Source organism: Pedobacter gandavensis (assembly GCF_032678465.1).
GTDB lineage: Bacteria > Bacteroidota > Bacteroidia > Sphingobacteriales > Sphingobacteriaceae > Pedobacter > Pedobacter gandavensis_B.
In genome coordinates, this window is sequence record NZ_JAVTSK010000009.1 from 68,353 (window position 1) to 88,326 (window position 19,974).

General features: G+C 34.2%; 19 protein-coding genes. 8 read left to right on the forward strand and 11 right to left on the reverse strand.

Going from position 1 to position 19,974, the window contains the following annotated elements; translation table 11 throughout:
• Window positions 1-102 precede the first annotated feature (102 nt).
• The 3 genes from R2Q94_RS16490 to R2Q94_RS16500 form a co-directional block, all read right to left on the reverse strand.
• A complete protein-coding gene (locus R2Q94_RS16490; RefSeq protein WP_316822566.1) occupies window positions 103-414 on the reverse strand; it encodes a hypothetical protein in 312 nt (103 codons plus the stop codon).
• Window positions 411-677 carry a helix-turn-helix domain-containing protein gene (locus R2Q94_RS16495; RefSeq protein ID WP_316822567.1) on the reverse strand — a complete coding sequence of 89 codons (267 nt, stop codon included), beginning with the start codon at window positions 675-677 and terminating at the stop codon, window positions 411-413. The genes R2Q94_RS16490 and R2Q94_RS16495 overlap by 4 nt, the downstream gene beginning before the upstream one ends.
• Window positions 678-779: 102 nt before the next feature.
• Window positions 780-1,544 (reverse strand): hypothetical protein, encoded by a 765-nt coding sequence (locus tag R2Q94_RS16500; protein WP_316822568.1) that lies wholly within the window; start codon window positions 1,542-1,544, stop codon window positions 780-782.
• A 221-nt stretch (window positions 1,545-1,765) separates the two neighbouring features.
• Here R2Q94_RS16500 and R2Q94_RS16505 point away from each other — a divergent pair, with 221 nt between their 5' ends.
• From R2Q94_RS16505 to R2Q94_RS16520, 4 genes are read left to right on the forward strand one after another with little or no spacing between them, the layout of a single operon-like run.
• On the forward strand, window positions 1,766-2,140 hold the full coding sequence (locus tag R2Q94_RS16505) for a hypothetical protein (RefSeq protein ID WP_316822569.1): 375 nt from the start codon (window positions 1,766-1,768) through the stop codon (window positions 2,138-2,140).
• A complete protein-coding gene (locus R2Q94_RS16510; protein ID WP_316822570.1) occupies window positions 2,140-3,468 on the forward strand; it encodes a nucleoside 2-deoxyribosyltransferase in 1,329 nt (442 codons plus the stop codon). Before R2Q94_RS16505 ends, R2Q94_RS16510 begins: the two co-directional genes overlap by 1 nt.
• The gene (locus R2Q94_RS16515) at window positions 3,461-4,087 is read left to right on the forward strand and encodes a 7-cyano-7-deazaguanine synthase (RefSeq protein ID WP_316822571.1); all 627 of its coding nucleotides are present in this window, start codon (window positions 3,461-3,463) and stop codon (window positions 4,085-4,087) included. The genes R2Q94_RS16510 and R2Q94_RS16515 overlap by 8 nt, the downstream gene beginning before the upstream one ends.
• Window positions 4,088-4,091: 4 nt before the next feature.
• Complete coding sequence (locus tag R2Q94_RS16520) at window positions 4,092-4,754, forward strand: hypothetical protein (RefSeq protein WP_316822572.1); 663 nt, start codon at window positions 4,092-4,094, stop codon at window positions 4,752-4,754.
• A 37-nt stretch (window positions 4,755-4,791) separates the two neighbouring features.
• On the opposite strand, the gene R2Q94_RS16525 is transcribed toward R2Q94_RS16520, so the two are convergent.
• The 5 genes from R2Q94_RS16525 to R2Q94_RS16545 are packed head-to-tail and all read right to left on the reverse strand — an operon-like array spanning window position 4,792 to window position 11,288.
• Window positions 4,792-6,672, reverse strand: a complete 1,881-nt coding sequence (locus R2Q94_RS16525) for a patatin-like phospholipase family protein (protein WP_316822573.1) — start codon at window positions 6,670-6,672, stop codon at window positions 4,792-4,794.
• Between the two features lie 29 nt (window positions 6,673-6,701).
• On the reverse strand, window positions 6,702-7,739 hold the full coding sequence (locus R2Q94_RS16530; protein WP_316822574.1) for a nucleoid-associated protein: 1,038 nt from the start codon (window positions 7,737-7,739) through the stop codon (window positions 6,702-6,704).
• On the reverse strand, window positions 7,739-9,613 hold the full coding sequence (locus R2Q94_RS16535; protein WP_316822575.1) for a DUF3732 domain-containing protein: 1,875 nt from the start codon (window positions 9,611-9,613) through the stop codon (window positions 7,739-7,741). Before R2Q94_RS16535 ends, R2Q94_RS16530 begins: the two co-directional genes overlap by 1 nt.
• Window positions 9,610-10,062 (reverse strand): three component ABC system middle component, encoded by a 453-nt coding sequence (locus R2Q94_RS16540; RefSeq protein ID WP_316822576.1) that lies wholly within the window; start codon window positions 10,060-10,062, stop codon window positions 9,610-9,612. The genes R2Q94_RS16535 and R2Q94_RS16540 overlap by 4 nt, the downstream gene beginning before the upstream one ends.
• Window positions 10,059-11,288 carry an ABC-three component system protein gene (locus R2Q94_RS16545; protein ID WP_316822577.1) on the reverse strand — a complete coding sequence of 410 codons (1,230 nt, stop codon included), beginning with the start codon at window positions 11,286-11,288 and terminating at the stop codon, window positions 10,059-10,061. The genes R2Q94_RS16540 and R2Q94_RS16545 overlap by 4 nt, the downstream gene beginning before the upstream one ends.
• A gap of 459 nt (window positions 11,289-11,747) precedes the next feature.
• Between R2Q94_RS16545 and R2Q94_RS16550 the strand changes: the two genes are divergently transcribed.
• From R2Q94_RS16550 to R2Q94_RS16560, 3 genes are all read left to right on the forward strand, one after another.
• Window positions 11,748-12,575, forward strand: coding sequence for a hypothetical protein (locus R2Q94_RS16550; protein ID WP_316822578.1), 828 nt, complete (start codon window positions 11,748-11,750; stop codon window positions 12,573-12,575).
• A 2-nt stretch (window positions 12,576-12,577) separates the two neighbouring features.
• Entirely contained in the window at window positions 12,578-12,892 is a 315-nt protein-coding gene (locus R2Q94_RS16555) for a hypothetical protein (RefSeq protein WP_316822579.1), read from the forward strand.
• A gap of 199 nt (window positions 12,893-13,091) precedes the next feature.
• Window positions 13,092-14,135, forward strand: coding sequence for a reverse transcriptase family protein (locus R2Q94_RS16560; protein ID WP_316822580.1), 1,044 nt, complete (start codon window positions 13,092-13,094; stop codon window positions 14,133-14,135).
• 1,518 nt (window positions 14,136-15,653) lie between these two features.
• On the opposite strand, the gene R2Q94_RS16565 is transcribed toward R2Q94_RS16560, so the two are convergent.
• Entirely contained in the window at window positions 15,654-16,106 is a 453-nt protein-coding gene (locus tag R2Q94_RS16565; RefSeq protein WP_316822581.1) for a hypothetical protein, read from the reverse strand.
• 364 nt (window positions 16,107-16,470) lie between these two features.
• Between R2Q94_RS16565 and R2Q94_RS16570 the strand changes: the two genes are divergently transcribed.
• Window positions 16,471-17,589, forward strand: a complete 1,119-nt coding sequence (locus R2Q94_RS16570; protein ID WP_316822582.1) for a nuclear transport factor 2 family protein — start codon at window positions 16,471-16,473, stop codon at window positions 17,587-17,589.
• Between the two features lie 39 nt (window positions 17,590-17,628).
• Here R2Q94_RS16570 and R2Q94_RS16575 read toward each other — a convergent pair whose 3' ends face one another.
• Together R2Q94_RS16575 and R2Q94_RS16580 are read right to left on the reverse strand one after the other, a co-directional pair.
• Window positions 17,629-18,246: a class I SAM-dependent methyltransferase gene (locus R2Q94_RS16575; RefSeq protein WP_316822583.1), complete on the reverse strand. Its 618-nt coding sequence runs from the start codon at window positions 18,244-18,246 to the stop codon at window positions 17,629-17,631.
• 753 nt (window positions 18,247-18,999) lie between these two features.
• Window positions 19,000-19,875, reverse strand: a complete 876-nt coding sequence (locus R2Q94_RS16580) for an alpha/beta hydrolase (RefSeq protein WP_316822584.1) — start codon at window positions 19,873-19,875, stop codon at window positions 19,000-19,002.
• Window positions 19,876-19,974: the final 99 nt, after the last annotated feature.

Sequence of the window (19,974 nt, forward strand, 5' to 3'; positions counted from 1 at the left end):
TACAAGCCCGTTTGCAAAGCATACGAGCATAGAATAGGGCTACTGCCCAATTCCTGCTTGCTCCTTTTCCTAAAAGAGGAAAAGGACTTGAATGCAATGAGCCTAACCATCATGCCCTGCACCATCGTCATTTAACAAAGTGACCTGGCTACCCAGTTTCGGATGATAGGAAGGCTCGTAGTCGAGAAAGCCTTCATTCACAAAATCGCTCATGCACTTGTGGTAAGTAGCAAATGAATGGATCGCTGAATATTTCATCAGCTTGCTTCTGGATATCCTGAAAGGATTTTGACAGAGTCCTTGGGCATAAAACATCAGTATGGCAGAATAAAGGCTTAAATGTGATTGGTGGAAGCGTTTGTGCTTACTGGCGAGTTTTAAAAAACTGCTGAGTCTGTTTCCTGTATCCATCATGAGTTCCCGATTTCACCTAACAACTGGACAATATCAGAATAGGCATAGTAAAAAATACCCCCTATTTTTTCATAAGGCAGAATGCCTTTAATCCGAAGATTTTGAAGTGTACCGGATGAAATCTTTAATAGCGTTCTGACTTCTGAGCTTCGAAGCCATTGTTTTACTGGCGAATCATCTGATTTGATGGCTTGTTTAATCTCCTGAATAAGTTCGGACTTGAACTTTAAGAGTTCTTCCTTGCTGAGAATCTCGATCTGCATATTTACCTCCTTTTTAAGTTTACAAGGCAAATGTGAAGCATAAAGAATCTCAAACCATGACCACGTGATCGCTCCGGTCATGTACAAATCTTAAACCGATTGTTATTTTTTGGTTTCTTTTATAGGGACAATCTTGAAAAGCTTGTGTTCTGAATGAATGGAAGTTCCTTTTACAGGGATATCATCCTTTTTGACCACATAGTAATTCCGCAAAGTTTCAACGAGTATCTCATTGCCCGCATGAGCAAAATACTTGCTGATCATTCTGGGATAAGCAACTTGATGATCATATTTCAGCAGATTTCCACCAGAAGGTAGTTCGAGTTTTTCGATTTGTTTAAACAAATCAATCACCGTAGGCAGGTAACCTTGTTTAATCCAGATCTTTTGAGAAACCTCATACCCCTTAACGTTATCCCAACGCGCCTGAAGCGCTTCAATTTCCTGCTTTTGTTTCTGAATAATCTCTTCCTTTTCAGCAATAACCAAATGAGATGGCCTTGCATTCCATTGGTCTATACAATTTAGGTACTTCTGGAATTGTTGTAATTTCTCTATCCAGAACACATAGCGACCATGTGAAGAAGAGTAAGGATCTTTCGCTTTTAAGTGCTTAATCCTATCGTTAACAATCTCCCATACCTTAATAAAGAAAACCTCTTCAGTACAAACATCATTATTAAGACTGTATGATAAATGATATTTGTAAAATAAATCAAAATCATCTTCATTGACCTTATAGACTTTCTTCAAAAAATGGTTGTCTTCATATTTGTGCCAAAATCCAAAAGGATTACCGATATCATAAGGATGAGGTGAAAAATCAAATAATTTATTAGGTTTAAAAAAGCTTTTTTTAATTTCCATATTGTAAATATTAATACAACAATCAAAAAACCACAAGCACTATAACGCATCCTCATGTAACAAATTAAACACACTATAATAAATAATGAAAAATATAAATCATTTAGTTAAATATAGATATATTTAAAAATTAGTAAGCATCTTATAACCAGCAAATTATTCATTCACATACGAAATAGCTATAAATAGTATATATTAACAATCATATAAAAATCGTAAATATGGGAAGTACAGGTTCTGGAACGTTTTCTGACTATTCGAATAGAAAACCTAAAAATCCAGAGGATAATAATGGTGGTGAAAGTGGATTTGATAAATGTGGAATAGCATTTTCTTGTAACTTAGAAGAAGTAAGTAGGTGTGTTTTTTTTAAAAACCACACACAAGTACCCCTAGTTGGAGTTGAAATCAACATATCATTCAATGGGACTAGATTAGTTGCTGAAACCAACATAGGAGAAGAAATAGGTTACTTACCAACCAAATACAATTATCTACTGATTTGTATGGAAGATAATTTCAGTTACACAGGCGTAATAACAAACTCTAAAAACATCCCAACACCAAGTGTTGCAGTAGATATAATTCCGGGATAATGTCTCAACCTAAAATACTTTTAATAGGAGATGTTCTTGTAGATGTAACTCTTGAAACCTCCGAGCAAGAATTAAAAATGAGATTAGGCGGCATAATTCATGCCGCTAGAGGTCTATGGGCAATGAATATAAATTATTCAGTCGCATATTTCTCTCCAAGTTATCTTGATCTTCAAATTCATGATTATTTAAAAGAACATGGTTGCATTGATGTTATAAAGCTTGGCAATGTAACTGGATCACCATATGTGTTTCTAATTAAAGAAGTAAAAGAAGTTGGAGATCAAGGATACGATTTTTTACTAAGAGAAGACATTGAAATAACTTATGATCAGGATGCTTTTAATTTATTAGCAAAAAACAACTACGAAGATATTTTAATGATATCAGGAAATTATGATCAAGCGCGTTTAATAAACCACATTTCAGGTAATATTCATATTGACATAGCGAACAATGTTATGGATCTATCTTATTTTGAATCATTGAATAAAAAAATTAAGACAGTCTTCATATCAACTTCGTCTACTTTATTTCAGAGTCATTTCTTTGGGGATCTGAACCTTTTTAATGAGTTATTTAAAAATTACACTGATAAAATCATTTTAAAAGAAAATAGAGGTGGAAGTAGAGGCTATAACTTTATTACAGGAGAATCTTTTTCAGCTTCTGCTCAGACATCAAAGATTAATCATTCGGTGGGGGTTGGTGATGTTTTTGACGCCTGTTTCATTGCAAAAGTATCTTCAATAGGTCTGTCTGATGCAATGATATTATCTTCTTGGCTGGCTTATGAATATGCACTAACTACCTATCCTGATGATTTCAAAAATGCTACCACTAGGTTGTTAAAAATGAAAACAGATCACCTAGCAATATTAAAAGGAGTAGCGTTACCTTGGGAGAACCGAAATTCTATTAACATATACATAGCTGCTCCAGATTTCGACTTTGTAGACACATCTTTAATTGATAAACTATGTGAAAGTTTAATATACCACAATTTCACTCCCCGTCGACCAATCAAAGAAAACGGACAAATGGAATTAGAAGCACTCAAATCCCGTAAACAAGATCTGTTTAATGCAGATATGAACCTTATAAGCGAATGCTCTATTCTCTTGGCAGTCTTATTATTCAATGACCCAGGAACATTAATTGAAATTGGCCTAGCATATGCAAAAGGTATTCCAACAATTGTCTATGATCCATTTAATAAAGCTGAAAACTGTATGTTAACTGAATTACCCTTGTTAGTCTCTAGTGATTTAGATCACATCCTTTCCGAAATTTTTATAGTCGCATCTAAAATAAATGTAAATGAGTAGAAACGGAATTTTGTTAACTTCTGGAGGCCTTGATTCTACAACAATGGCCTTTTGGCTTCTAAATCAGGGAATAGATTTTGTCCCATTATTTATAAATTATGGGCAACATTGTGCAAAGACTGAATTTGAAACTTTAAAAATGGTATTACCTTCAAGTCACATAAATAGAATTGAGTATGTTGATGTTAGCTCAATTTATTCCAAATCGTCTTCGAGGTTTATTAAGCCTGCCAATCTTTGGAAAGAGGATATTGTAGCTGACGATTTATATATTCCTTATAGAAATGTATTATTATTAACAATTGGTGCTACATTTGCACAAACTTTAGGTTTAACAAATGTCTATTCCGCTTTTATTAATAGTAATCACGCCAAGGAAATTGACTGTTCAAACGATTTTTTTAATAAGATGGAAGAGATGTTGACGGATTATGGATCGGTAAAAATTAATATGCCATTTAGATACTTTTCTAAATATGAGGTAGCAAAAATTGGGCTTGAGCTGGAAGTTGCAATAGGAACGACCTTTTCTTGTCAAGCTTCTCCAATTATTCCATGCGGCGCATGCCCTAACTGTGTTGATAGATTAAATGCAATTAGAAAAATCGAACAAGAATAATTTCATGAAAATAGCACAAAATGCCCGTAAGCTGGTAAATTATATAAATAGCTTAAAAACATTTGAGACTTTTTATATGGATGAACAATTCTGCTATAATCATATTGGAGCATTATTGGTTGATATTACGTTGCAAGCAGGTCTAAACTATAACACCGTTGTTAAACCTAGAGTACAGCGAGTTTTATTAAATTACCCAGAAGCCAACACAGTAAATAAATTTCAAGATTTAATTAATGAACTTGGTCTTGAGAAAATAATAAAATGGAAAAACGACATCAAATTAAACAGATTGAAAGGAATAATAGATTTTGCTATAAGAAACAATATCAACACTTGTGTCGATTTTAAAATCTATCTTATTCAGGAAAAAAACCGAAAAAACTTCCTTGAACTCAATGGAGTCGGTCCAAAAACTGTTGATTATACTTTAAAACTACTAAACGTTGATACTGTAGCAGTAGACCGACATATATATTCTTTTGTTGAGCTAGCCGAAATTCCAACCACAGATTACCATGTTACCAAAAAAGTTGTAGAATATGCTGCTGACTTCTTAGAAGTTCCGCGTTCATCAATGGATTATAGCATTTGGCATTATATGTCACAGAATGATCGATCTCAAGATAAAAACAGCAAGCTTCAATTAGAATTAGAGCTTATCTAAGGCTCATTTTATATGATAGGTCAACATTGCTAGTATTTCATATCATTTGATTATCCTTCCCTATGCTTTTATTGTATAGAAAATATGGATCTGCTTTAAACTGAAGTAAATCATTCTCTAATTGCCTCCTAAGCAGCTCTAAGGATTGGTTTTCATTTTCAGAAAAATCCACATTTTTTCTTTTAAGTGATAAAACATATTCTAACAAATTCATACACGTGGTAAATTGTCCCGTTGCAATTATTTTTTTTAGCATATCGCTCTCTACATCCTTTTGATCAAACCAAAGTGTAGTCCCCATAAGTCTAGCATCTTCTGCTACATTTTGGAGCTGATCCAATCCTTCCAAAAGCAATCTATTATCTTTTTCAGTAGAAACCCATCCCTTTATCCTGCTTTTTATCCTTTTTGATCGGGATTCAGCATTGTACGAGCTTAGCTCATAAATAAAATTAGGCATTCGCCTATTTTCCCAACATTTGTCTTTATAGAAAGATTCATATATCAATCGTCGAACTTGTTTAAGATTCACATCTGACACCATGGTGATCACTGAACTAACCCTAGCTTTTATCATTTGCTCAATCACTCCCAAATTTGTCCTGGAGAGGTAGTTTGCTATTTTCTCAAATAAAGGGTCAGATAGGCTTTTATTAGAATTGAAAAAATCTAACATTGACCTCGTTGTAATCGACTCCATATTCTTCAAAAAGGGTGCTGCAGATCTTTTTAAAAATTTAAGTCCAATAGCTACTAAAATTAAAGCAAAACCAAGTGCACTAGATACCCAAGTAAAAATATTAGCCCCAAAAATCATTACGTTCAACAATAGCATCGCACCTAAGCACAATAAAATCTCAGGAATAAATGCAAAAAACACTAAATAGAGCTTACCTGTGTTAAGGTAAAAATCTAGATTTTTTGTTCTCCATGAAGGCGAATTTTCAAGATGCGGCGGCAGATAGGCGTCCATAAAGTAGCTTGAAACATCAGTTACAATTATCAAATCAAAAGGCGTTGGTTTACTTCTTTTACGCCGTTTGACATCAGCCAACATAATACTAGACAACCCCTGATTGTCAGTCATTCCACCGTCCATCAGGCCAAATGAAGGAAGAGATTCTGCACCTTCGTTTGGAGGATTTACACATTTATCAAGGGTATGAGAGAGATGCTGATAGTCTTTATAAGAAATAGCTTCTATTAGTTTTTCTACCGTTAGCTCCGTTCCGGTAAATAATTTATAAGAGAAATCTCTTGGGTAAACTATTGGTTCCAGACCAATAGGAAAACATGAAGAGGCTGCTAGTGCATCTGAAAGCTTGATTTGATTAAAAGTCGCTAATCCTAGTTTATTAAAAAAGATATACTTGTTACCAATGATTTTAGTTTTGATTGGCGTACCGTCTGTCTGAAATCTAAAACTCAATCCCCTGAAAAACTCAGTAGAATTGATACATATCTCAAAGTTAGCCATGTGGCTCTTTTTGGAATAAACTGAGAATGTTTCTCCTGTAAACAACACCCTATCATAGACGATACTAAAGGCATTGATTATATTTCGCTGCTTTGAAATCCCCGAAGTCTCCCACACGCTATCATCTGCAAGAACCTTTAACATTTTATCGAGAAGGCATTCTCCTTCCATTTCTTTAATGAGGTCGTTAAAGATTTGATTAAAACTTATTCCAAGATGCCTCTTCGCCGAATAAAATAAACTTGTTATGCTGCCTCCAGAAGCAGACGACATAAATGTTATATTATCAACCAGTTTCTTTTCCTTGTATTGAATCGCATCCAAATAGCTCAATGTACCCAACGAAAAGGCAGCTGCACGAAATCCACCACCAGAAAAAGTGATACCAAGGGAAGCAAGGGGGTGAGTCAAATTTAGCAATGGAATTTGTTCCTCAGCCATCTTTGAAAACATCACTTTGAGATAAACAACTAACTTTCCACATCATAATAGATCTTATAGAATTTACGCCCATCAAGTTCGATTCCCTGCTCAATTAACTTTCGGTTACCTTTAATATAAATATCAAAATTTCGGTCTAGTTTTAGAACATTTTTAAATACTTTAGCTTGCTTTTTTACTGCTCTATCAGAAATCTCAAAGCTATCAGCCAATTCAAGCTCATTGTCTACCCGGTAGCTGTTATCAAACTTCCTAAAAGATTCGATCACATTACCATCTGCGAAAACCTCCTGCTCAAATCCTTGTTTATCAAAAGTTTCATGTGTCTTAAAATAATCCACTGAACGATTAAGGAACCCAATTTGTTCAGTCTTTGTCACTTCAAAGTCTTCTGGCAACTGACTGGTAACAAATTTCTTTGTTATTGATAAAAATTCATTAGTCTGATGAAATTCATTATTAATTACTTTGAGATTGAAAAATTCTTCTCTCCAATATTGTGCTTCGGCACTACGATTGGTTTGATCTACAATAGCAGCCACAAATCCTTTTTCAGGATCAATATTAAAAATCAAACACCCTTTATCCAATTTATTGATATTTATACCTTTTTCAGTATGCATATCAAAACCATTACCAGAAGGAGTTACCTTTAAAATAGTCTCTTTATTTTCGGATTTGATGAAAGCTAGTGCATCAGCAGTTACCTCATTTACCTGACAATTTCGAATATAAACCATACAAAATTCGCCACCCTTAATTTTTGGGTGGCTACTTTTATCGTATAAGTACCTTGCACAATTCCGAGATTGATCTATAAAGGAAGAATTTTCCTTAAAAATTGTCTTAACAAACTGATAAACTGGATTTAAATCAAGTGTCGGAACAAAATGAAAATTAAATAACTCATCGAATTTGAAATTATTCGCAATTAACTGTCCTACTTCTTCTTCTATGTTTACAAAATCAGTCATTGAATCCGCGAAATGAGTACCCTCATCATTTGCTTTATTTCCAACATTATGAATGATTAATTTACTTATGGCACCTAACTGTATGTTTTGCATTATTTTTCTTTATAGATATTTTTTGGAATTAATCCATTGCCGTCTATGAATTTCCCAACAGTATGGAAATAATTTAGTTTATTATCATTTGTCCAATAACTTTCAGGAGCATGCTCAACCATAAAAACTTGGAATGTGTTTTTCTTCACTTCCACAATATTTTGAACGAAAGAATTTATTAAGGAAAAGGCGTCCATAAGTTTTGCCTTATCTTGGTTGCCTATACTATCCCCATCAGCATAATATGGGATACTGGGCTGATCAATAAATAGAAACTGTGGGACATGACATTGTTCTACTGCTATCATATGCTCATGTAGCCCAAGGTAAAAACACAAATGCATCATCATATAATTTGACTTACTCCCTACGTTATCGAGGGGGAACATCTGACCATGAGGGAGCAGCTGCAATATCATATCCTTACTACTGAATTTTGTCTTGGCATTACTATAAGCTGGCAGAGAGTTAAGCAAATCATAATTACGTTGAATGCTATCATTAAGCTGATCATTCATATTTGATTTGATTTCTTGTGTATCCTCTGGTATCCTTTCCAAGCTAGACTTTTCAATATTCAACTGATTTAATTTAACTGAGTCGATTTGTTTAGGTGTTTCATACCTTAAGAGCTGTTCGTAGGCATTCTTTAGCTCTCCTAGATAAATAAAACGCTGAGCTTCAGCCGGGATCTCTTTACTCATTACGCTTATTTGGGTAATTTTAGCCTCTACTTCCTTTAATTCATCTTGCAAAGCCTTTGCATCTCCGGAAACTTTAACCGGCTCCTCCACACGTTTAGAAAGATTATCTCTAATATTTAGCAGAGAGGCCTCAAGAGAATCAACAAAGATCTTGGTTTCATACGATTCCACCAATTGAGCAGATAGGTTTTCGTTAAGATAAACAATAGGTTGTAAACTGTCTGCGCACTTTCTTAACGTCCGTTTGTATTGTTCAAATTCATTCCTATAACGGTTTAAGGCTGAAAGCTGGGCTCTTATATAATCCTTTTGCTTATTTAGCTTGTCTATTTCTGCAAAAGCTCGGGTATTATCAACGACCTTTTTACTTTCAGAAACTATTGAATTTAATACCACTAAAGCATCTTCTATTGATTCTGGTTGCTGATCGTAAGGTACAAAACCATATTCCTTGGATCTCGCTAGGAGCAAACGAGTTTGCGCATCAAATTCCCGCTGTATTTTTTGGCCATCCCGTTCGGTCTTTTCAATTTTTCTGATTTCGGCATTGATTTGTGCTAACCGCTCCTTAGCTTTAAGGTTGTCCATATCATTGACCCCAATCACCAAATCAAAAATATGCGACAATGCATTTTCATATTCTTCTTTTCCGTAAAAGGTAGTATCAAAATAAGTTCCAGATGTACCAATTATATCTTCGGTCAATGCATTAAACAACAAAAAATAGCGGTAAGATAAATTGAAATTTGCTCGGCCCTGCCCCTTTCCGTGAGGAAACCTTAGTGCGTCGGATATTCCAAACTCAAGATCAAGTAGGGCCTTAACCACAGCTACATCTTTATTGGCAACCAATTCAAAAGGAAAATATCCCTCATTAAAACAGATCTCTGACGATGGTGATCTCAGCTCAGGGGATTTCCTGACTATAGAAATTTGTTTTTCACCTATAGTAAAATGTATACCAAACCAAAGCACCGTTTCAACAATACTATTGGCGATATTTATTTTGCCAGACAAAAGGCAATAATCAATAATACTCCAAAAACTCGTTTTTCCGGTTGTAGCACCACCTGTTATCACATTCACCTTATCGGGTAGGAAATTATAGCTTTTTGGGACGGCATCCTCGTCCTTAAACCAAAGTTTTATTTCATGCAGAATAAATTTCATAACTCAATTTTTAAAAGTTGATAAAGTTGAACGGTACTTAGATTTTCCGTTAAAATTAAAAAATTAGGAATAGCCTTCTGAATTGCGCTAAACCTATTTCCAAAATTCACCTGATTAAAATCCAGATTGGAGGTGTCAAATATCTTTTTTCCGATAGAAATCTGCCCCCCCTTATTGAGTAATAGTAAGGCATTTATGGAAACGGGGAGCAAAGCCAAATAGCGTTTATTAAATGAAATAAACAATCTTCGCTGCTCTCTGATGATTTCAGAAAGTTTTTCCTCCCCGACATTGCAGTCTTTTAAATAACTCACTGTCTTATCATCCAGTAAAAATGGTAATATTAAGCAAGATCTTGCAACATCTATTGAGCCGATTTCTCTTAACACGGAAATGAAAACACAGCTTGCAATTGCCTCATTATTATACGTGTAATAAATCCCATTCATGAGTTCTGATATTTATTTTGCCAGTCCAAATGCCATCCCAATCGTAATTTATCTGAAAGGGTATAATAATGTCCGTTGCTAAAATCTATCCCTAACTTCCCTTCAAGTATATCCAAATTCTGCTCTCGGAGATAATCAATTATATCCAGTGCTGCTGCACGGATATCTTCTTCTAAGTCTACAATTGCAGTACCGGAAGCGAGCTTTTTGTTGATCTCTCGATATTTTGAATTGAATTTATTTTGCCAGAGAAAAATAGCATCACTATCACATTTTTCACTTTCATGTGGAAACAACAGATTCTCCTCTACCCAGCAACTAAAGTTGTTCAGTACTTTTAACATTTGTTCAGTATAAGTTATGACCTGTTTCGAGCCTGGGGAAATTTCACCGATATCTATCAGCTGTTTGATAAAAGTTTGCGTTTCCAAGTCTTCAGGAAGCAAAATTGGAAAATCTCTTTTAGGCAATGCTCTTTCTTTAAACGCCACCAGAAAACACCTTCCGAACCGGTTATTAAAGTCGTCAAATGATATTTCAAATTTACTTCTGTCTTTGATATCAAGATATTTAGCGGTCTGCATGCTGGTATACAAACTATCAAAAATAGCATCCGCGATCGCAGCTATTCTTGCCGTTTTCATTAATCTGTTCTTAATCTTAGTAATTATATCATCTACTCCTGTTTCTACAGTCAGTTTTGACAAAAAGATTTTCGCCTCTTTAACTTTTAGTCCTAATATATGTTTCAAGTATTTCTTAATGATTTTGTCTGTTGTTTTTTTAGCCAATTCTCTTAGCTTTAGTGCAACAATGCTATAATCACCATCGACCTTGAAAATCGATAAAGCAGTTATGAATTCATTAAAATTTTCATTCTTGTTAGTAAATAGCACAAACGAATTCTTAACTAAAAATGCATAGCGATCGCTTTCTGCTTCAATCATGCTCACCCAATTGCTCATCGTTTTCCATAGATCTAAATCCAATGCTGTTAAATTTTGAACTTCCCCACTAGTATTCGTTTGAATGGAATGTTTACCCTGAAACAGGATTACACTACCGTCGTTCTTCTGGATATGAACATCATCTCTAACCTCAAATCCAATTGAATCGCCGTGTGAGAGGTCAAGGGCCAAGTACATAAAATAATAGAACTGGTAATCAAACCCTATGGCATTAGGCCCAGCAGTGAGTTGTTGCTGAACCGATTGTTTTTTGGTCATATGAGATCATTAATTTAGATTTTACACTAATTGTAGCAAATATATTATAAAACTAATATCAATTGATAATTTTGAGATAATTTTGATTAATAATCCACGAATATTTACTATCAAAAGAGAGCACATTTATAATATCAAGACGGCAAGCACCCCCCATGGAGTTCCCAATAACATTAGGAGTAAGGAAAAAATCTAAAAATTTTCAGCTTTTAAATTACTTCATATTAGATTATGAAAAAATTTCATGCCCCCTTATTTCTTAGAATTTTATATTCTTCTAACAGTTCAATTCAGTAGTTTAAGCACAAATTTTCAATTCTACCAAATAAGCAATATATTGGAGCACTATGAAATATAAAACAAAATCTAGTTGCCTACGAAATCTACTGTCCACTTTGAGACTGAGTAACTCAGCAACCCCTTTTTCATAAAAATATATTTCTAATTAGTTAATTTAAAATGGGAATTACAATTGAAAATTTAGGCAAATTAGAGAGTCTTTTTGAAACAAAAAAATGGGAAATTATTAAAGAGTCAGACAAATACTCTAGCATCTTCAATAGGTTCTGCGCAAGACTTGGCCTTTTTGACGAAAAAAAACAAGATTTACTTATAGAGTTAGGACATGAATTCCTTAACATCCCCTTTAATGAATATCAGGACTATTTTTTAGGTGCTCTTAAAAAGATTGATAAAATAACAGACTATGATTTAATTATTATTTCACCACTTAAAACTCGATCACCAATTGAAAGCAAAAGTGCAGATGCAGTATGGTATTCATTAAAACGGTTCGATTATACTTATGAGAGTTTGGCCACCAAACTAAAATTTGAAAGTAATTGGGATAATATCAAAAAATTACTCACTAAGCCAAAGTCCATATTAATTCTAGTTGATGATTTTATCGGTACGGGTGGTACTGTCAGAGATATTTTGGACGAACTTCACGCCCAATCTCTTATTTTAAAGAGTGATAAGATCATGGTTTTAACATTTGTAGCACAGTTACAAGGTATCAAATACATAAATTCGGTGTATCCAAGTATAGTCACCTGTACCAAGATATTAAATAGAGGAATATCAGATAATTATACGGGACTTGATAAAATTGAGAAATTGGCTTTGATGGATGAGATTGAGAAAAAACTAAAAGTAAGAGATTCATTTAGACTGGGGTATGGTAAATCTGAGAGTCTTTTTGCTATCACAGATAGGTCGGCAAACAATACTTTCCCTGTATTTTGGCTAGAAGAAAGTAAACAACTTGCACCATTTAAAAGATAGATATGCAGTCAGAAGTAAGATTATTATTACTCAGGTTGGTTCAACACAATGGAAACCTAACTCCGTTAATTAAACAGGGATTTGAGTATACTCAAATTATAAAATTTATTGATATCCTGGCAGAAGAAGAGAAGATTTCTAAATTGAAAGGAAAAATATTCATTACTGACTCTGGGCTTAATGAAATTGACCAGTTGAATAAGAAATTTAATAGAAGAAATTCCTCCATGTGGATTGAACCAGACACATCGAGTAAAATTTCAGAATTTGATAAAAAAGATGTATTTTTACCAGATCAGAATGATTTATCATTCTAAGATATTACCAAGTGTATCCTTGGTCGGGACGGTGAGTTCACCTCTCCTGCTAGTGAATGACTTTTCAAGCTATAAGCGTTAAACAGGAACCGAAAGCCTTCACGCCTCCTAAGAAGTCGGCCCTCAGGCATTTCGCTCCCTGTTCAACGCTTTGTTCTATGGGTCTAAGTTATTAACTTAGGCCCAAAAGAAACCCTTTATGAAATTCCCTCAATATGCTAGACAATTCAGAATCAAGGCTACGAACGCTGGTTTTTCTGAGGATAATATTCAGAGATGTCTCAAATATGCAGAACCTTTACTAACAAAGAATTTACCCATAATATATAACACCACCAATTTGGCTGCACTTGTAGCTTACAAAAAGGAGTATCTGAAAAATGCAGCGTCAGACCCAAAATTCTTTTATAGAAGCTTTCTAGTCAAAAAAAAGAATGGTAAATTTCGAAGAATTAATGAACCTTTACCAAGCTTGAAAGAAATCCAATTGTGGATTTTAAATCAAATTTTATATACTCAGAAAGTAAGCAAATTTGCAAAGGCTTATATCAAATCAAGAAGTCTAATAGACAATGTTAAGCTTCACGTTGGAAAAGAAAAGGTACTTAACCTTGATCTTGAAGATTTTTTTCCTTCAATCAAAAGAGAGTATGTTGAGCAGATTTTTTCTAGGATGGGTTATTCTTCTAATGTTTCGAACTTACTGAGCAAACTATGCACACTCAATGAGAGCCTCCCCCAAGGTGCCCCAACTAGTCCATATTTATCTAACCTATATATGATAAATATTGATGAGTCAATCGCAACATACTGTTTACCAAAGAATATTCGTTTTACTAGATATGCTGATGACCTGGCATTCTCTGGAACTTTTGATGAAATAGAATTAATAAATTTTGTAGAACAAACTATTACAAAATATCATCTTAAGCTAAATCCGGAAAAGACTCAAGTTATGAAGCGAAATGTTAGACAGATTGTTACTGGTATAGTCGTTAATACAAAGATGCAAACACCTAGAGCCTCTAGGGATAAAATTCGTTTAGAAGTTTACTATTTAAAGAAATATGGATTAAATTCTCATTTAGAGCACACTAAGAATACTAAGGCAAACTATATACTACATTTGGCAGGCAAAATTAATTATGCTCTCTCTTTAAACCCAGACGATGAGGACCTTCAGAAATACAGTGAGTATCTTAAACAATTCAAACATGATGACAAAACAGAACAAACTGAATAGCAACAGCTTACAATAACAAACCTGAAAAGGAAAAAATAAATCTGCAACATAGCTAATAAAAAAAAATATTTTGATTACTATTGACTTCAGATCTCTAAAAACAACATAGTTTATAGAAAAATTTCAATAATTATAGCTAAATTTAACAAATAGCATTTGCAACTACAAAAGAAACAAGATTGGTGAGTGATTCGGTGAGTCAATAATCACAAACCATCCAGACACCATATTAAAGCGGGATTTTAACCCTGGGTACAGTTCCCCCACTCTCCGCCACTATGGTATCAAAACCAAGAAAAAGCCTGCAAATCGTAAGATAGCAGGCTTTTTCGTTTTTATCAGGTATCAAAATTCTCATTAAATCCCATAAGATTGGTGAGTGATTCGGTGAGTAAATTCTGAAAAGGAAACGACTCAGCAGAAATCAAACATCAAACTGATATCGAACAAGTTCCATGACTAAACACTTTGATTCTCCATCACTGCAAGGCTAAATTTGTTTACTTTTTAATGTTTAACATTATGAAAACAATTTCAGCTCGTCCCCTAACTACCTACATTCAATACTAAAGAAATCCATTCCAAATTACTTTTGTTATCTTGTCGCAATGGGTTTCCTATTGAAAGTGTTTCTCAAATGTTAGGGAGTGCTAATAGACAGACCACATAACATTATGCAAAAATGCTCGATATAAAAGTGGAAAAAGGTATGGCTTTATTATGAAGGTTTATACTGATTCAGTTTAGCGACCATGGATGAAAATCTCGTCAGTACCTTTTACCTAATGTTTTTTAATAAAGAGTAGGCATACACCTATAATAATTGTTGGAAGCCATAAGAAAAAGGAATATTCCCCCATTTTAATTTCAAAGGAGCTTAATGGAGGACCTTGATAAGTAAACATTGATACCCCATACAAAAACATCCCAATGCCCAAAACTAATACTACTATTCCAACAATTTGACATTTAGACATTATAATTTCTTATTTTAATTCTATCGTAACACAATATATAACACCACTTGAGCGTCTTTATATATGAGAGCGTTAATTTAGATAAAGTGGGAATGATCGGAGGGTCATTTCCACTTTTCTTATTTTCTATATCCGCTACTGAGCCCCCATTAAAGCTTTATTATTATTACCTTTTAGCATGGATAAATCAAGCCTGTCTGATTCCAGATAAACTTCATTAAATTCAGCTAACTCTATTTCATCTGCTATTTTCCTTTTATCTTAAAACACTCGGATTTAAATCATTTTCTAGGGCACCTATCTTAAGCAGGTCGCTTATGGTCTCATGAATATAATCCCTTGTCAACTTTCTAACAAATAAATCCGGAGGAATAACATAACGGCCTTCTATCTTTTCTGTGGGAATAAGCTTTCCCTCGCAAGAATATAAAATAACCTTTGGGCTTTGAACAACAGTGTTTTGTGCTTTAACAAAAGTAACTCCCAATAAGGCAATCAATATAGTTACAAAAATTTCTTATGAAATACTATTTAAATAATTTCACGAAGCAAGAACAAATACTAAAAGCATTAACATAAGCAACGGACTCAATAGGATTAAATAATAGAATATATGATCAACAAAAGTGTTTTTTTCATCAGATAATAAAACTTCTTTACTATCTACATAATTCTTATTCATACGTTCAAGAACATAAATCACTAAAAAAAAGATTGGTAAGTATATATATTTAGGAGTATCTCTAAAAAAGGCGCCAAAAAATATCGATGATACAACAAGTAACTGAATATTAAATGCAAACATCAAGCGAACCGTCCGATCTTTAACCATTCTTTTATCTTTTGTTCTTGTTAAATAATTAAAAAACCAATCGATTACGCTTTTATACGGATTTAATGTCATAATTAGATCTTTGTTGTAACCATAGCTATATAAATTAGGCATCTCAATAACCAAAATGCAAATAACTACTTCTAAATTAGATAATTTCACATTTATTTTTCATATTTTTTTTTCCAAAGCTGGACAATATCCAACATCATCAGGCTTATTTATACTTAAGAGCGTTAATTTAAATGAAGCGTATGGAATGAATTTCATTGATTCACAAACTCTACTTGAAATTGCATTTTGGATAGAGCCTTATAATGCAGGTGTCCCTGAATGTATCAATTTATCCGATGTCAATGAAAAGCTCGCTTTTAATGAATGTAAATCAGGGAGACCATGCCTCTCCATCACAACAAATCATGATTTTTCACTCCTCTTTATAGATTAGGAGTCCTGAATTATAAATCAGTACCGCCTGAGACTTTGCTAAACATAGCTTTGAGAAAAATTAAATTTCAAAAAGTTTATGAAAAAAGTCATCTATTTTATCGCGCTACTATTTTCGCCAGGTTGGTTAGTGGCACAGACAGAAACACTTTCAATTAAGGAATGTATCGAAAAATACATTGATGGAACTTCTTACAACAAGCCTGATCGCATCGAAGAGGCTTTTTATTCGGAAGCCAATTTATTTTTAAGTCATAAAGACAAAGACCTTTGGATTGTCCCTGCTACTGAATATACCAAATGGTTTAAGAAAGACAATCAGGGACAGTTCAATGGACGTGTAGGTAGAATCATTTCAATTGATCTATACAACAATATCGCTTTAGCTAAGGCAGAGATATTAATACCTGACAAAAAGTTAGAATTTATAGATATGTTCCTACTTAAAAAGATTCAAGGTGAATGGAAGATAATCAGTAAGTCTGCGAGTAGCCTAAATACAAATAAATCAGGACGTAATATCCTATTCATTGTGTCTAATGCTCACTATTATGGCAATTCAAACCTAGTAACAGGTAATAGTTTTTCTGAAATAGTTAACGCTTATCATACATTTAAAACAGCTGGCTACACCGTTGATTTTGTAAGCCCAAAGGGAGGAAGTATTCCATTAGCCTACATTAACACCTCTGACACTTTGCAAAAGCAATATTTATTTGACCCGGATTTTATGTATGCCATGAAAAACACCAGAAAACCTGAGGAAATCGATTCAAAAAATTATAAAGTTGTCCATTACATTGGTGGTGGAGCTGCCATGTATGATGTGCCTGAAAATAAAGAGATTCAAACTATTGCTTTAAAAGTATATGAAGAAAATAAAGGTATCATCTCTTCTGTTTGTCATGGAACCGCAGGAATTGTTAACTTAAAAACGACTGATGGTCATTATTTAGTAGCAGGAAAAAAAATTAGTGGTTATCCTGATTCATACGAAAAGCAGGATGGAGATTATTTTAAGCACTTTCCATTCTTAATTCAAAAGACAATTGAAGAAAGAGGAGGAATTTTTAAGTTCTCAGCTCCCAATGTCTCACATGTTGAAACGGACGGAAGAATAGTTACCGGACAAAATTTTCAATCCTCAAGCGGTGTGGCTTTAAAGATTATAGAAATAATAGATGGTTCAAGGAGTTGAAACCTTTTTTCTATAATACAAAAATGAATATCAATGACCTTATGTGTTTTTGCGTACACACCAGGTACTCATACTTCTTAGGTTCTGAACGTTGGTGGTTTTGATAGGCTCATGGAGATTCCCACCAAGATTTTTAGTGAATCTCAGCAACATTTCCTGATTCACCAGAAAACGTTCAGAACCATCTGGAAGTAAATATCTACCGTTCCCGATGAACTGTACCAATGATTCAATACCTATATCTGAAGCCAATCTGCAGAAAAAATAACCTCCGGGTTTTAGCACCCTCCACATCGCATCCAACATGGCTTTAAAGTGCTCCAAATTTTCAGCGAAATGGAGAACGGCACTACTGATGACCAGGTCGAAACTTTCTGGTTCAAAAGGTAAATTCTCGACAGCTGATACTTTGAAGTTTTCTTCCGAATTGATATGATGAAATTGACTGGCAAGGCTTCTGAGCTGAGAGATCGCTTCCTGGTTTTGATCTACTCCAAAAACCTCAGCACCTTCTTTTAAAAAGTAAAGCAGGTTTCTGCCTGTTCCGCAACCAGCATCTAAAATCGTATTGCAGTCGTCATAGGTACCTTTAGCCAATTGGTCGAATAAATAAATATCAATGTTTCTGAAGGTTTCCTGGATTTGTGCTCTTTTCATTTCTGATACAAAGATATACACCAGGAATTAAGGATAAAAATAAAGAGTCGATCTTCTTTTAAATACTTCAGAGAACTAAAATAGCTAAACAAAGAAAATACATTAACTGAATATTTTCAATTTATATATTTACAATGTATATTAGCATAGAGTTAATAATTAATCGAACGTTTAACAAAAATGCAGTTCTAAAATCTTTGATAAGGAATTGCTTGCAAGCATCGCAAATAAATCTGACAGTTTAACCCGCGAGCTAAGTTGAGCAAAACTAAACCCTATCATTGGGTGATCACTTATGTCTTTTGGGGCTGCCTTTTCGAAAGGAAGGTTGGCTTTGTCGGGGCCTTTTTGCATTAGACTAAGTGTGTGATCAACCTCATTGTAAAAATCAATAGCTGTTAACTATCAAATCGGAGATTTGTTATTCAAAACCTTTAATAATGAGCAATAAGCAAACTTCAGTACAATCAGCTTACAGAAAAGCTGATCTTAAACCCTCATACCTTTTTTTAAAGATTTCTTTAGCTTCCTTAGCCACAATGAATGGCGTTTAATGTTGAGCGGAATTGTAGAATATCCTGATCAGGAATGGCAAAAGGAACAACTTTTAGTAAGGGACGGTGGTAATAGCTATTTAAGTATACACATCAATTTAAATATCGGAAGTTGTTTCCACTTTATGGTTCAAAGATCTGCCTAAGATGAGTCGAGCAAAACATGATGAAAGCGTACCATTTAAAATAGTTTATTTAATTACTTTAAAAAACTATCCAGATAACCTAATATAGTCTGACTTTGTTGCATTAAAGTCACATGTCCCTGGGCAGGCAAAATGGCCAATTGCGATTTTGGCATTGCTCCAAAATCAGCACATACCGCACCCCCCAGTAATTGATACGTTTTTACCAACTCTATTTTATCCAGACCATCATTATCACCTGCGATCAACAACACAGGAGCAGTAATCTTTGCAATGTTGCTATCACCCATATTATAGGATTCGCCTGCTGAAGCGATCATCTGTTCCAGGAAATTCTTCCATTTGCTTTTGTCGGGCGCTACTGCATCATAAGCCACATGCATCGGACTGTTCGCAAAAAGTTCTGGCTTCATTCTTTTAAACGCATTATTTACTTCGGGCATCCAACCATCACTTTTATAGGTAGAAGAAATGATCACTAGTTTTCTTAAACGCTTTGGGCTTTGTATGGCAAACTGGTAACCAACAGAACCTCCAAAGCTATAGCCGACAATATCAGCACTATCAATTTTCAGGTAATCCATCAGCCCTTCCACATCACTTGCTAAAGTAACACGGGATAATTTCCGGTCTGAAAATGGGGTATGCCCATGTCCTTGCAATTCAACCGCAATGACTTTTCTTGTCTTCGACAATTCTGGGATCATTTGGCCCCAGTTCATGCCGATGGTCATAAATGCCCCATGTAGTAAAATGACAGGTTTCCCTTCCCCATATACCTCGTAATACGTTTTGATCCCATTGACTGGCGCGTAGCCACTGCTGACAGGTTTAATTTGTTGTGCCTTGGATGAAGATGCTGTTCCCATAATGATTGCGATTAGTATTAATGTTTTAAAATGATGATAGACTTTAAATAAATTTTTCATAGCGGTTTAGATTATTCTGAAACTTATGGATACTACCTTGTTGATACAGTAAAGATAAATGGCATTTCAAGTTTTGACAGTATGGGAAAACGACGAATT

Bases quoted from the DNA above. Each gene is read 5' to 3' on its own strand.
- R2Q94_RS16510 (WP_316822570.1), top strand. From the start codon at position 2,140: ATGTCTCAACCTAAAATACTTTTAATAGGAGATGTTCTTGTAGATGTA.
- R2Q94_RS16550 (WP_316822578.1), top strand. From the start codon at position 11,748: ATGGGAATTACAATTGAAAATTTAGGCAAATTAGAGAGTCTTTTTGAA.
- R2Q94_RS16545 (WP_316822577.1), bottom strand. From the start codon at position 11,288: ATGACCAAAAAACAATCGGTTCAGCAACAACTCACTGCTGGGCCTAAT.
- R2Q94_RS16520 (WP_316822572.1), top strand. From the start codon at position 4,092: ATGAAAATAGCACAAAATGCCCGTAAGCTGGTAAATTATATAAATAGC.
- R2Q94_RS16540 (WP_316822576.1), bottom strand. From the start codon at position 10,062: ATGAATGGGATTTATTACACGTATAATAATGAGGCAATTGCAAGCTGT.
- R2Q94_RS16535 (WP_316822575.1), bottom strand. From the start codon at position 9,613: ATGAAATTTATTCTGCATGAAATAAAACTTTGGTTTAAGGACGAGGAT.
- R2Q94_RS16515 (WP_316822571.1), top strand. From the start codon at position 3,461: ATGAGTAGAAACGGAATTTTGTTAACTTCTGGAGGCCTTGATTCTACA.
- R2Q94_RS16560 (WP_316822580.1), top strand. From the start codon at position 13,092: ATGAAATTCCCTCAATATGCTAGACAATTCAGAATCAAGGCTACGAAC.
- R2Q94_RS16525 (WP_316822573.1), bottom strand. From the start codon at position 6,672: ATGGCTGAGGAACAAATTCCATTGCTAAATTTGACTCACCCCCTTGCT.
- R2Q94_RS16495 (WP_316822567.1), bottom strand. From the start codon at position 677: ATGCAGATCGAGATTCTCAGCAAGGAAGAACTCTTAAAGTTCAAGTCC.
- R2Q94_RS16580 (WP_316822584.1), bottom strand. From the start codon at position 19,875: ATGAAAAATTTATTTAAAGTCTATCATCATTTTAAAACATTAATACTA.
- R2Q94_RS16490 (WP_316822566.1), bottom strand. From the start codon at position 414: ATGATGGATACAGGAAACAGACTCAGCAGTTTTTTAAAACTCGCCAGT.
- R2Q94_RS16505 (WP_316822569.1), top strand. From the start codon at position 1,766: ATGGGAAGTACAGGTTCTGGAACGTTTTCTGACTATTCGAATAGAAAA.
- R2Q94_RS16570 (WP_316822582.1), top strand. From the start codon at position 16,471: ATGAAAAAAGTCATCTATTTTATCGCGCTACTATTTTCGCCAGGTTGG.
- R2Q94_RS16575 (WP_316822583.1), bottom strand. From the start codon at position 18,246: ATGAAAAGAGCACAAATCCAGGAAACCTTCAGAAACATTGATATTTAT.
- R2Q94_RS16555 (WP_316822579.1), top strand. From the start codon at position 12,578: ATGCAGTCAGAAGTAAGATTATTATTACTCAGGTTGGTTCAACACAAT.
- R2Q94_RS16530 (WP_316822574.1), bottom strand. From the start codon at position 7,739: ATGCAAAACATACAGTTAGGTGCCATAAGTAAATTAATCATTCATAAT.
- R2Q94_RS16500 (WP_316822568.1), bottom strand. From the start codon at position 1,544: ATGGAAATTAAAAAAAGCTTTTTTAAACCTAATAAATTATTTGATTTT.